Consider the following 12669-nt stretch of genomic DNA (forward strand, 5'->3'; position numbering starts at 1 on the left):
CTTTAACACTGTTACGCACTCACAGGCCTCGCTGACCTGCGGCGAAACGGGTCGGGGCGCCCGGCGAGGCTGACCGCCAGCACCGCGACCGAGTTCGGACCGGCGAACAGGGGCGCGGTTCGATGCGGTCCGCGAGCGCACCCGCCGGGGGCGAGCCTGCAGCCATGGTCCCGCCACCGCGGCTACCCCGGCCAGCGCGCCGCCGACCGTGCGCCGCCGCCGGGGCGGCCCCGCCACCCCCGTACTCTGGGGACCATGCTCCGCCGTACTGACCTGCGCTCCGATGGCCTGCCCGGTCCCGCCGCGCTGCGCGGGCTGCTCCCGCGCGCCGAGGTGGACGTCGATGCGGTGCTCGAGCAGGTCCGGCCGATCGTCGAGGCGGTCCGCGACCGCGGGGCCGAGGCCGCGCTGGAGTACACCGAGCGCTTCGACCGGGTCCGGCCAGTCGGCATCCGGGTTCCGCCGCAGACCCTGCGCGGCGCGCTCGCCGCGCTCGACCCGGGTGTGCGCGCCGCGCTGGAGACCTCCATCGAGCGGGCCCGCCGGGTGCACGCCGACCAGCGGCGCACCGACATCGTCACCGACGTGGTGCCGGGCGGCACGGTGACCGAGCGGTTCGTCCCGGTCCGCCGGGTCGGCCTCTACGCCCCGGGCGGGCTGGCGGTCTACCCGTCGAGCGTGGTGATGAACGTCGTGCCGGCGCAGGAGGCGGGCGTCGAGTCGCTGGTCGTCGCGTCGCCGCCGCAGGCCGAGCACGGCGGGCTGCCGCATCCGACGATCCTGGCCGCCGCCGGGCTCCTGGGCGTCGAGGAGGTCTGGGCCGTCGGCGGCGCGCAGGCCGTCGCGCTGCTCGCCCACGGTGGCACCGACACCGACGGCGCCGAGCTGGAGCCGGTCGACATGGTCACCGGGCCCGGCAACATCTACCTCACCGCCGCCAAGCGGTTGCTGCGCGGGTTGATCGGGATCGACGCCGAGGCGGGGCCCACCGAGATCGCGGTGCTGGCCGACGACAGCGCCGATGCGGTGCACGTCGCCGCCGACCTCATCTCCCAGGCCGAGCACGATCCGTCGGCCGCGTCGGTCCTGGTCACCACGAGCGACGCGCTGGTCGACGCCGTCGACGCGGAGCTGGAACGTCAGGTCGCGGTCACCAAGCACGTCGAGCGGATCCGTACCGCGCTCGGTGGCCCGCAGTCGGGCACGGTCCTGGTCCGCGACCTCGACGACGGTGTCGCGGTGGTCGACGCCTACGCCGCCGAGCACCTGGAGATCCAGACCGTGGACGCCCGCGCGGTCGCGCTGCGGGTGCGCAACGCCGGGGCGATCTTCATCGGGCCGTTCGCGCCGGTCTCGCTGGGCGACTACTGCGCGGGCTCCAACCACGTGTTGCCCACCGGCGGTTGTGCGCGGCATTCCGCCGGGCTGTCGGTGCAGACGTTCCTGCGGGGGGTGCAGCTCGTCGAGTACACCGAGGACGCCCTGCGCGAGGTGGCCGGCCAGGTCGTCACGCTGGCCACCGCGGAGGATCTCCCCGCGCACGGCGCCGCGGTGACCGCCCGGTTCGGCCGGTGACCGCGACGACGCCCGCCGTCGGCGGCGAGGTCGGCATCGAGGAGCTCCCGCTGCGCGCGGACCTGCGCGGCAAGAGCCCCTACGGCGCCCCGCAGCTCGACGTCGCCGTGCGGCTGAACACCAACGAGAACCCGTATCCACCGCCCCCGGAGCTGGTCGCCGACGTGACGGCGGCCGTCGGTGCGGCGGCGGCGGCGCTCAACCGCTATCCGGACCGGGACGCCGTCGCGCTGCGCACCGATCTCGCCGCCTACCTCGGCGCCGCCACCGGCGTGCCGCTCACCGTCGCGAACCTCTGGGCGGCCAACGGATCCAACGAGATCCTGCAGCAGATCCTGCAGGCCTTCGGCGGGCCGGGCCGCACGGCGCTCGGGTTCGAGCCCTCCTACTCGATGCATCCGATCATCGCTGCGGGCACCCGCACCGAGTGGCTGGCGGCCCCGCGGCGCGCCGACTTCTCCATCGACGTCGACGCCGCCGCGGCGCTGCTACGCGACCGGGCGCCGGACGTCACGTTCCTGACCAGCCCGAACAACCCCACCGGGCAGTCGCTGGAACCCGCCGAGCTGGCCACGCTGATCGAGGCCGCGCCCGGCCTCGTCGTCGTCGACGAGGCGTACGCCGAGTTCTCCGACCGGTCAAGTGCGATCACGCTGCTGGGAACGCTCGGCCACAAGCTGCTGGTGTCGCGCACGATGAGCAAGGCGTTCGCGTTCGCCGGGGGGCGGCTGGGCTACCTGGCCGCGGCGCCCGCCGTCGTCGACGCGCTGCAGCTCGTCCGGCTGCCCTACCATCTGTCGGCGCTGACCCAGGCCGCCGCGCGGGCGGCGTTGCGGCATGCGGACGCGACGCTGGGCTCGGTGGCGGCGCTGCGCGCCGAACGCGAGCGGGTGGTGTCGGCACTGGCCGCGGCCGGGTACGACGTCGTGCCCAGCGACGCCAACTTCGTGCTGTTCGGCCGCTTCGCCGACGCGCCCCGGGCCTGGCGGGCGTTCCTGGCGCGCGGGGTGCTGATCCGGGACGTGGGCATCGCGGGGCGGCTGCGGGTCACCATCGGCACGCCCGGGGAGAACGACGCGTTCCTGAAGGTGGCCGCCGATGTGGCGCGGACGGAGGTTGTGCAGTGAGTCGGATCGGCCGCGTCGAGCGGGTCACCAAGGAGTCGAAGGTCCTCGTCGAGATCGATCTCGACGGAACCGGGGTCACCGAGATCTCCACCGGGGTCCCGTTCTTCGATCACATGCTCGATGCGCTGGGCAAGCACGGGGCGTTCGACCTGACGGTGCGCGCGGCGGGCGATGTGGAACTCGATGCGCACCACACGGTCGAGGACGTCGCGATCGTGCTCGGGCAGGCGATCCGCCAGGCGCTCGGGGACAAGAAGGGGATCCGCCGCTTCGGCGACGCCTGGATCCCGATGGACGAGGCGCTGGCCCAGGCCGTCGTCGACGTCTCGGGGAGGCCCTACACCGTGCACACCGGCGAGCCGGAGTTCATGCAGGGCTTCGTCGTCGGTGGGCACTATCCGACGGTGCTCAACCGGCACGTGTTCGAGTCGCTGGCCTTCCACGGCCAGCTCGCGCTGCACGTGCGGGTGGTGGGCGGGCGCGACCCGCACCACATCACCGAGGCCGAGTTCAAGGCGGTGGCGCGCGCGCTGCGGGCGGCGGTGGCGCCGGACGAGAAGATCACCGGGATCGCGTCCACCAAGGGCACGCTCTGATCCGGATCCGGCGTGCCACCCCGACTGCTTGAGCCAGCCCGGGGACGCCAGCGGCCGCGTCGGTAGCCGACCCGGGCGTGTCGGTTCCGCGGGGGAGAGCCATGCCCGGCCGATTGTTCGCACTGCTCGTTGGAATCGACGACTCCCGCCCTCCGGTTCCCCGGCTCAGCGGGGGATGCCGCAACGACGTCGAGGCGGTCGCGCGGCTGCTGGCCGACCGCGTCCCGGCGGCCGACCTGGACGTCGCAGTCCTGCTCGACGCGGACGCGACCCGGGACCGGATGATCGACGCGTTCCGCGCGCACCTCGGTCGGGCGGGCGCGGATGATGTGGCCCTGTTCTGGTTCAGCGGGCACGGCAGCCAGGAACTCGCGCCGCAGGAGTTCTGGCCCGTCGAGCCGGACCACCTGGATGAAACGCTGGTCTGCCACGACAGCCGCGACGAGGGGGTGCTCGACTGCTGCCATTCCGGCAGCGGCACCCGGGCGCCTGACGATGGTGGCGTCACGGTGCGGCGGGCGCCCACCGATCGGCGGGTCCGCCCGCTGTCCACGCTGCTCGGCGCGCCGGCCGTCGGCGCGGCAGGAGCGGATGCCTCGGGTAGCGGCTGGCTGGCGGTCGCGCAGGGGCGGCACGTGTTGCTCGCCGCCTGCCGCTCGGACGAGACCGCCAAGGAGGTTCTCGCCGGCGGCCACCGTCGGGGTGCGATGCCGGTCGCCCTGGAGCGGGCGGTGCGGGAGTCCGCCCAGCTCGCGTCGTACCGCGCCGTCATGGCTTCGGCGAGCAGCGCGGTCCGCGCCGCCGTCTCCCACCAGAACCCGCAGCTGGAGTACACCCGTGCCGAGGATGTGGACCGGCGTCGCGATCGGTGGCGCGCGCACGCGTCTGCCATCGTCGCAGGTCGTCGTCGCCGAGCACCCGGCTTTGCGCGCGACGGCCCTGCTGACGACCGAGTCGGTCACGCGGGCCGCGGCCGCCGCGCTGCTCCCGCCGCCGCTGCGCGACGACCCCGTGGTGTCCGAGCCGTTCGTGCTGGCCGCCGGCCGAGGCGGGATGGCCGAGCTGACCGTGCTGGAGCTGCGCGACGTCGAGCACTGGGAGGCGGTCACGCCGGTCGACCCGCTGCGGTTGCGCGTGCCCGTGCCGCTCGGCCGGACGAGCTCGTGCTGCCGGTCGCGGCGGGCGCGGTCGCCGGGACCGATCGAGTGCTGCTGCACCTGCACGGCATCGTCGGCGACACGCGCGGGATGGTGGCGAACAGCTTCGCCGACGGCGTGGCGGGCGCCTACGGCGCGGTGCTCGCGTTCGACTACGAGAACCTCCACACCCGGATCGACGAGACGGCGCTGATGCTGCAGGAGCGGCTCACCGCCGTCGGGCTCGGCCCCGGGCACGGCAAGACGCTGGACGTCGTCGCCCACTCGATGGGCGGGCTGGTCGCCCGCTGGATGATCGAGCATCTGGACGGCGCCCGCATCGTCAGCCACCTGGTCACCCTCGGCGCCCCGAACGACGGTTCGCCGTGGCCGCGGGTGCAGGACTGGGCGTTCACCGCGCTCACGTTTCGGCCTGAAGCCCTGGCGTCGGCGTTCTGGCCGGCGGGGACGCCGCCGGCCTGGCGAAGCTCACGGAGAGCAAGGATCACGCCCTCGACGATCTGGCGCCGGGGTCCGACCGGCTGCGGAAGCTGTTCGACGCCGCGGATCCGCACGTGCCGTACTCGGTGGTGGTGGGCGATCGCTCGCTGATCGTCCGCCAGACCCCGACGGGGCCGTCGCCCCCGCGACCTCGCCCGCTGAGCCCGGTCCCCCGCCGCTCCGCGTGCTGCTCGTGTCCGGCGGCTCCCAGGAGCCCGGGGAGGAGGCCGGGCGGCTGGCGGAGATCGCGGCGGCCGCGGGCTTCGAGCGGTCTCTCGCGATCTGCGTCCTCAACCAGCCCGGGACCGCCGACACGACCGCGCAGCTGGCGCACTACGTCCCGCTCGTGGTCGGCTGGGCCGGGCACGGCCCCGGACCGGTCGGCCTCGCCTTCGCCGAGGGGCCTCTTCCGGTCCGTGCTCGCCGGCCGCTCGGTGCAGTCGTCGATCTCGGCCGCGCGCCGGGAGGCCGACTACGCCCACCCGGGTGGCCGGCAGTGGGCGTCCGCGGTCTGCTACCTGAACGGCGGCGGCCCGCTGCTCGTCCCGGACCAGGCCCCGGCGGTGAGCGACGCCGCGGCCGCCGGCGAGGGCGACGATTACGCCGCGCTCCGCACGATGATCGCGCAGCGCAACCTCGAGGCGCTGCGGATGCAGTCCGAACGGCTCGGTGCCGCCGCACCCGACACGCTCGCCCGGCAGATCGCCGAGTGGGAGCAGGCAGATCCGGGGGCGCCGGCGTGACCGGCACGGTCGCCGACCCGCAGCGGACCGAGCCGCGGCCGCGGCGCGAGCCTGCGGAGCCGCTGCGCCGGCTCGCCCAGCGCGTGGCCCTGCCGCACCGGCGCCGTCAGCTGTGCACCCGGCTGGCACAGAAGCTCGAGCCGTTGCGGACGGGCGGGCTGATCGCCGTCGCCGGCGAGACCGAGGTGCTCGCCCAGCTCGAGCAGCGGTTGCTCCGGGCCGAGAACCTCGTGGCGCAGATCGGCGGCGCGGTGGGCGCCGCCGAGCTGGACACCGAGCTCGCCCGCAAGTTCACCGAGCAGGACCAGCTCGTCGAGCAGCTGAGGGGAGGGCTGCTGACCTGGCAGAATCGCATGTCTCCGGTCCAGAGGGCACTCGACGAGGCCACCCTCGCCCGGTTCCGGCTCGACAACCCCGACCAGGCCCTCGCACCGGCAAGCGCGGTCAGCACCGTCCAGGAGGAACCCGACCGGCGGTCCCCGGAGCAGCTGGTCGCCGACATCGAACGCCACACCGCCGGGCTGCGCGAACTCAGCCGCCGCGCCGAGCTGATGTTGATGCGCGGCCCGATCGGTGCGCGCGTCGGCACCGGCGGCGGTCTCGGCGGCCACGTGCTGGTCGGCGTTGCGGGGTCGTCGTCCGCGACCGGGTAGGCGAGCAGGTGGGCGATGATCTGGCCGCGGGTGAGGTGGCGCAGGGTGTCGTCGAGCAGCCCGGCGACGATGTCGACACGGATCTGGTCCAGGCTCGACGCGTGCCCGGCGCGGCGGGCGGCGTGCGCGAGGGTGTCGATGCGCTCCAGCGTGGCCGTGGCCTGGCCGTTGACACCCCGGCGCTCGTCACGCCGCCGGGCACGGCACCCGAGAGATCCCGTCACGGCGCTCACTCCGCCGCCGACGCCGACCGCAACTCGCGCGCCCGCAGGCCCCGCCACCCAGCTCAGGCTGAGCTGAGACGGCGTCGCAACGGCCCACGAGCAGCCACGGGCCGGATGCGGCCGTCGACGGCGGCGTCGGTACGGACACGAGGGTCTTGCGAACCATTCGTGAGCGGAGGATTCTCGTCCATCGCGAGCGTCGGGGGTGCCGCTCGCGAGGCGAGGTCCAGAGGGGGTCAGGGTGGACCGCCAGCTGCTGTCGATCGAGTCGTCCGACCGCGGGCTGCTGCAGACGGTCTCGGGTCTCGCGGCCGCCCTCGACGGCAGGGGAACCGTCTTCACCCCGCTCCCGGTGGTTCGCCCGGAGGCCCGGATGGCGCCGGTGGCGCCGCCGGTCGTGGTCGTCGCGTTCGACGACTCGTCGGCCGCTCCCGTCGTCGCCGACTGGGCCTCGCAGTATCTAGGCCGGTACCCGGACGCGGTGCTCACCTGCGCGTGCGAGGGTCGGTCCGTGCGGCTGGACGCCGCGAACCGGGACACCGCGCGGGAGGAGCTCGCGCGGCTGATCCCCGAATAACCGAAGAGAAGGGGAGCGCCGCGATGGAGCTCCTGACGACCACGCTCGCATCGCTGGAGTCCCACCGCGCAGCGGGGGTGCACTGGACGGCGCTGGGGAACCAGGTGGTGCTGTGGGGCCCGGACGGGTCGCTGTCCGCCCACCCCGGGGTGCGGCGGAGCCCCGGCGAGCTGCGGCTGGTCACCCAGCTCGGGCGGCTGTTCCGGGACGAGCACCCGGACGTGCCGGTGCTGGTCGACGCGGGGCGCTACCTGGTCGTGTCCGGGCCGACCGAACCGCCGCCCGGTCGGGACTGCTGCTACCGGGTGCAGCCGCTGCCGGTCGACGGCGTCGTCTACGCGACCCTGATCCGGGACGTCGCAGCCCGACGTGCCCCGCTGGCCTGGGTGCGGGACCTCGTCGGCCGAACCGACCCGGCCGGCTTCGCGGCGGACCTCACCACGCTCGCCGTGCACCCGACGCGGCATTCGACGAGCGCGGGCTTCGCGGCCGCCGCGGCCTGGGCCCGCGATCGCCTCGCCGCGCTCGGCTACCGCACGTCCGAGATGGCGGTCCGGCTCCCGGACGGCGGGTCCACGTCGAACGTCATCGGCGAGCGCGACGGGGCCGGTCCCGGGCCGCGCCAGGTCGTGCTCGTCACCGCGCACCTCGACTCGGTGAACACCGCGGGCGGCCCGTCCGCCCCGGCCCCCGGCGCGGACGACAACGCCTCCGGAGGTGCCGCCCTGCTGCAGGTCGCGGTGGCGCTTCGCGGCCATCGCGGTAGCCACGACCTGCGGCTGATCCTGTTCGGCGGGGAGGAGCAGGGCCTGCACGGCAGCCGGGCCTACGTCGCCGGCCTGCCCGCGGCGGAGCGGGCGCGCATCGCCGCCGTGGTCAACATGGACATGGTCGGCTGCCGGAACACGCCGGCCCCGACCGTGCTGCTCGAGGGCGCCCCGCTGTCCCAACCGGTGATCGACCGGCTGGCCGGCGCGGCCGCCACCTACACCGGCCTGACCGTGCAGACGTCGCTGAGCCCGTTCGCCAGCGACCACGTCCCGTTCCTCGACGCCGGGATCCCCGCGGTCCTCACGATCGAGGGTGCGGACGGCACGAACAGCGCGATCCACACCGCGGGCGACACGCTCGACCGCATCGACCACCAGCTCGCCCTGGAGATCATCCGGATGAACGCCGCCGCCGTGGCGACGGCGATCGGACGCGAGGAGGGAACCGTCGTGAGTGGCCCCATCGAACTCGACCTGCCCGAACTCGAGCCGATCCTCCCGCACCTGCGGCGGCGGCTGTCGGGCCGCTACGTGTTCAACGGCGGCGCCGGCGGCCGCGGCGACGATCTCGAGGCCGCCGCCGACCCCACGGACCCGGTCCTCACCCCGCTGCCCCCGGTCACCACCCTCACACCGGAGATCCTCGAGGCGCTGCGGCGCCCGCGCTTCACCCTGCACGTCGACATCGACGGCACCGACCCGCTCGGGGTGGTCAGCGCGACCGTCCGGCCCAGCCCGCTGATCGTCGGCACCGCCGCGCACGTCATCGGCCGCGTCACGGCGAACACCGGAACGCTGCTGCGCCGCGACCTCGTCGCCGACGACATCGTGCTGCCCTGGGGGACGGTGACCGTCGACCGGCTGGAGATCACGATCGAGCGCCCGGGCCTGCTCGGCACCCCGCAGGCCGACGTCACGTTCGTCGCCACCGCGGCGAACCGGCGGTTCGGCCCGTACCGGGCGGCGCAGGAGTCGATCTGGTTCCGGGAGGTCGAGGTCGAGGTCGACGTCGAGGACGGCGCGGTGAGCCCCGAGCCCTACGACACCCAGCTGCACCCCGACCGGCCCGGCGACCTGCCACGGGAGACCCTCACGCTCGAGTCGGCCTTCGCGAAGGCGGGGATCCGCATCACGCGCTCGAACAGCTCGAACACGATCGACACCTCGGCGGCCGGGGCGAACCGGCGCTGGAACTTCCAGGAGCTGCACGACGCGATGGCCGACCACTGGAACGCGTTCGCGAACGTGCCGCAGTGGAAGATGTGGCTGTTCAACGCCGAGCTGGCCGACAGCGACACCCTCGGCGGCGTGATGTTCGACGGGGACATCGACGAGCCCGGCGGCGTCGACCGCCAGGGCACGGCGCTGTTCACGCTGTCCCCGCACTTCCACACCGCGGGCGGCGCCTACCCGCAGGCCAACCCGCCCGCCGCCGAGGCCGCCCGGCGGGAGCTGTTCTTCGATCTCGTCCACGAGACCGGGCACGCGTTCAACCTCGCGCACTCGTTCCAGAAGCAGGCGGTGCTCGCCGATCCGGGGTCCGGCGCGTGGCCGGCGCCGGCCTGGATGCCGCTGCGGAACAACGCCCAGGCGCTGTCCTGGATGAACTACCCGGACGAGGCGAGCCCGGGATCGGGACTGTCCGCGGAGTGGTTCTACGACCGGTTCCGGTTCCGGTTCGACGACGGCGAGAACCTGTTCCTGCGCCACGCCCCGGCCCGGTTCGTCCAGATGGGCAACGAGGCGTGGTTCCACAACCACGGCCGCGCCGGCCGGGGCACCCTCGACCGGCGGCTCGAACTGGTGGTCCGCACCCGCAGCCAGGCGGTCGAGTTCGGCGAGCCGGTGTTCTGCGAGCTGCGGCTGCGCAACGTCAGCGACCAGCCCGTCCTGGCCGTGACCAACCTCGACCCCGCCGAGGGCGTGGTCGAGCTGACCGTCACCACCCCGAGCGGGCGGCGGCGCCCGTTCCTGTCGTTCTACCGCACGTGCGCCCGCCCCCAGCTCGAGGTGCTCGCGCCGGGGGAGTCCCGGTACCAGGAGGTGAACCTGACCATGGGCATGTTCGGGTTCCCGTTCACGGAGCCGGGCGGGTACCGGATCGAGGCCTGCTGGACCAACGCCGACGGCTCCACCGCGCCCGCAGCCATGATCCAGCACGTCCGGCCGGCGGCCTCCGACCACGACCGCAGCACGGCGAGGGAGCTGTTCGCCGCCCCGGTCGGTCGGGTGCTGGCGGTGGGCGGCACGCGCACGCTGGGCGAGGTCAACGAACGCATCGCGTTCGTCACCCGCGAGCTCGGCGCGCGGCACCCGGCGGCGGTGTACCTGACCGCGGCGCGCGCCCTGCCGCTGGCCGGCCCGCACAAGGTGCTCGCCGCCGACGCGACGGCGCTGCGGGTGCTCGACGCCGAGCCCGACGTCGTGGAGCGGGAGCTCGCGCCGATCGTGGAGCAGTCCAAGGTGGCGGCGGACGCCCTGGGGCACATCGGCTACGAGCGGGTGATGGACGCCTACACCGACTGCGCGCTGAAGGTGCGAAAGAAGGCCAAGGCGCGTGCGGCGCAGCGGGAGATGCTGAGCCTGTTCGAGGCCCGCAAGGTCATCGAGCCGGTGGTCGAGAAGGTCCGCGACCGGGTCCGGGAACTGGCGTAGCCATGCCGACCATCGACGAGCTGCGCGCGCGCAGCAACGGGCTGTTCACCGATCTGGGCGCGCGGGCTGCGGCCCGCGCGGCCCACGCCTTCTCCTGGTTCGACCCGGACGACGCGACCGCGGCCGTCGCGCTCGCGGCGCAGCTGGCGCTCACCACCGCGACGGCACCCACCGCGGACGAGGGCCTGGCGCGCGCCCTCGACCTCGCCGAGGCCCGCGCCGACGAGCTCGGCCCGGACCTCGTCGCGCAGGCCATGGCGATCTTCGTGACGCACCACACGCCGGCCCGGCGGCTCGGCAAGCCGCGCACGGTCCGGGTCCGGCCCGAGCTGTTCGCGCCGTCGCGCTCGCCGGGGGCGCGGGCGAGCACCCCGGGTCCGGAGCCGGCGCTGGACTACTGGCGCGAGGACCCGTTCGCCAACGAGCACCACGACCACTGGCACCAGGTCTATCCGTGGCCCGGGCTGCCGCTGTTCGGCGACCTGCTCGTCTGGGCCGAGGCGTCCGACCGGGCCGGGCTCGCTGCCCTGTTCGCCGCGCTTGACCCGGCGCCGGACTGGCCCGCGTTCCTCGCCGCGGCGTCCCCGACCGAGATCCGCGACCGGTTCCTCGAGCTGGTGCAGCCGGTGATCCCCACCTGGGCCGCCTTCACCGCCGGGCTGCCGGACGCGGCCTACCGGGTGCTGTTCCGGCTGAACGACCGGCAGGGCGAGCTGTTCTTCTACATGCACAGCCAGATGCTGGCCCGCTACGACGCCGAGCGGCTGTCCAACGGGCGCGCCCGGGTGGTGGCGTTCGGGCCCGATCAGTTCGCGACGCCCATCCCGGAGGGCTACGTGCCCAACCTGGCGCCGTTCACCGACCGGCCGGCCAACGAGAAGCTGCCGCAGCGCGACGTCGACCGGCTCACCCGGTGGCAGGCGGCGCTGGACGCCGCGATCGCGACCCAGCAGCTGCTCCGCGAGGTGGGCTCGCCGCGCGCCGTCGACAGCGACACCCTCGGCGACGCCGTCGAGGCGTCGGGGCCCCAGCTGACCGGCCTGTCCCGGCAGAGCTATCCCGGGATCCACAACCGCGGCCACGGGATGTTCGCGCGGCTTCCCGCCGACCAGGGCAACGGGGTGATGAACGCGCCCTCGGTGGCGATCCGCGACCCCGTCTTCTGGCGCTGGCACAAGCACATCGACGACGTCAACACCGCCTGGCAGGACACTCAGCCGCCGTACGACTTCTCCGACGCCCCGCGGGTCGTGCTGCGCGACGCGCTGGCCGGCGCCGCCGTGCCGTGGGCCAGCCCGGACGTCCTGCTCGTGTCCACCGCGGGCCTGCCCGCGGACGCCGACCCGGCCGCGCTCGCCGCCGCCGCCGCCGGCGGCGCGGTGTTCGACTCACCGATCGGCCCGGGCCCGCTGCCCGGCGGCCTCGTCGTCGTCGACGAGCTGACGACCCGGATGGCACAGAGCACGCTGTCGAACGGCCAGGCGATCGCCCACCTCACGCACGACCCGTTCGCCCTGGTCGTGCGCGTGCGCAACCTGAACCCGCGGCCGACGCCGGTCACGCTGCGGGTCTACATGGCCCCGGCCGACCTGGCCGAGGACCGCACGGCGTGGATGGAGCTGGACAAGATGCTCGTCGAGCTGCCCGCCACCGGGCGCGCCGTCGTCTACCGCCCGGACACCGAGTTCGCCGTCGTGAAGAAGCCCGCCGAGACCGACCCGCAGACCGTCCTGGATGGGGAGACCGACCCGAACGACCCGAACTACTGCGACTGCGGCTGGCCCTACACCCTGCTGCTGCCGCGCGGGACGGCGGACGGGATGGCCTTCCGGCTCGCCGTGTTCTGCACCGACGCCTCGCGCGACCTGGTCCGCCCCTCCGCCGAGTGCGGCTCACTGAGCTTCTGCGGCGCCGTCGAGCGCTACCCGGACATCCGCGACATGGGCTACCCCTTCTCCCGTCCGTTCGCGGCACCCGTCGCCGACACCGTCCTCGGGCTGCCGTCCGCGGCGGGGCGAACGGTGAACATCCGTCACGAGGAGGCCTGATTCGAACAGCCGCCCCACGATAGCTGACTCGGCCCGACCAGTTGTCACCCATCGATGCGACCAA

The 12669-nt window shown here is 74.3% G+C and carries 9 protein-coding genes; all 9 read left to right on the plus strand.

Features of this window, described 5'->3' with window-relative positions:
- The first annotated feature begins 255 nt into the window (after positions 1-255).
- The 9 genes from hisD to G567_RS0107175 all read left to right on the plus strand — a co-directional run bounded on the left by hisD (position 256) and on the right by G567_RS0107175 (position 12605).
- The gene (gene hisD, locus G567_RS0107135) at positions 256-1575 is read left to right on the plus strand and encodes a histidinol dehydrogenase (protein ID WP_028929438.1); all 1320 of its coding nucleotides are present in this window, start codon (positions 256-258) and stop codon (positions 1573-1575) included.
- On the plus strand, positions 1572-2702 hold the full coding sequence (locus G567_RS0107140; RefSeq protein ID WP_028929439.1) for a histidinol-phosphate transaminase: 1131 nt from the start codon (positions 1572-1574) through the stop codon (positions 2700-2702). The genes hisD and G567_RS0107140 overlap by 4 nt, the downstream gene beginning before the upstream one ends.
- Positions 2699-3298, plus strand: coding sequence for an imidazoleglycerol-phosphate dehydratase HisB (gene hisB / locus G567_RS0107145; RefSeq protein ID WP_028929440.1), 600 nt, complete (start codon positions 2699-2701; stop codon positions 3296-3298). The genes G567_RS0107140 and hisB overlap by 4 nt, the downstream gene beginning before the upstream one ends.
- A 101-nt stretch (positions 3299-3399) precedes the next feature.
- Positions 3400-5046, plus strand: a complete 1647-nt coding sequence (locus tag G567_RS31860; RefSeq protein WP_028929441.1) for a DUF7379 domain-containing protein — start codon at positions 3400-3402, stop codon at positions 5044-5046.
- Positions 5047-5351: 305 nt separating this feature from the next.
- On the plus strand, positions 5352-5678 hold the full coding sequence (locus G567_RS33995; protein WP_028929442.1) for a hypothetical protein: 327 nt from the start codon (positions 5352-5354) through the stop codon (positions 5676-5678).
- Complete coding sequence (locus tag G567_RS34000) at positions 5675-6331, plus strand: hypothetical protein (protein WP_028929443.1); 657 nt, start codon at positions 5675-5677, stop codon at positions 6329-6331. The genes G567_RS33995 and G567_RS34000 overlap by 4 nt, the downstream gene beginning before the upstream one ends.
- Positions 6332-6796: 465 nt before the next feature.
- On the plus strand, positions 6797-7132 hold the full coding sequence (locus tag G567_RS0107165; RefSeq protein WP_028929444.1) for a hypothetical protein: 336 nt from the start codon (positions 6797-6799) through the stop codon (positions 7130-7132).
- Positions 7133-7155: 23 nt separating this feature from the next.
- Positions 7156-10557, plus strand: coding sequence for a M28 family metallopeptidase (locus tag G567_RS35415; protein WP_211223861.1), 3402 nt, complete (start codon positions 7156-7158; stop codon positions 10555-10557).
- Between the two features lie 2 nt (positions 10558-10559).
- Positions 10560-12605 carry a tyrosinase family protein gene (locus G567_RS0107175; RefSeq protein ID WP_028929445.1) on the plus strand — a complete coding sequence of 682 codons (2046 nt, stop codon included), beginning with the start codon at positions 10560-10562 and terminating at the stop codon, positions 12603-12605.
- The last annotated feature ends 64 nt before the right edge of the window (positions 12606-12669 follow it).

The organism is Pseudonocardia asaccharolytica DSM 44247 = NBRC 16224 (genome assembly GCF_000423625.1).
Classification (GTDB): Bacteria; Actinomycetota; Actinomycetes; order Mycobacteriales; family Pseudonocardiaceae; genus Pseudonocardia; species Pseudonocardia asaccharolytica.

Excerpts from the sequence above, each read along its gene's own strand:
- G567_RS31860 (WP_028929441.1), top strand. The coding sequence starts at position 3,400 with ATGCCCGGCCGATTGTTCGCACTGCTCGTTGGAATCGACGACTCCCGC.
- G567_RS0107175 (WP_028929445.1), top strand. The coding sequence starts at position 10,560 with ATGCCGACCATCGACGAGCTGCGCGCGCGCAGCAACGGGCTGTTCACC.
- hisD (WP_028929438.1), top strand. The coding sequence starts at position 256 with ATGCTCCGCCGTACTGACCTGCGCTCCGATGGCCTGCCCGGTCCCGCC.
- G567_RS35415 (WP_211223861.1), top strand. The coding sequence starts at position 7,156 with ATGGAGCTCCTGACGACCACGCTCGCATCGCTGGAGTCCCACCGCGCA.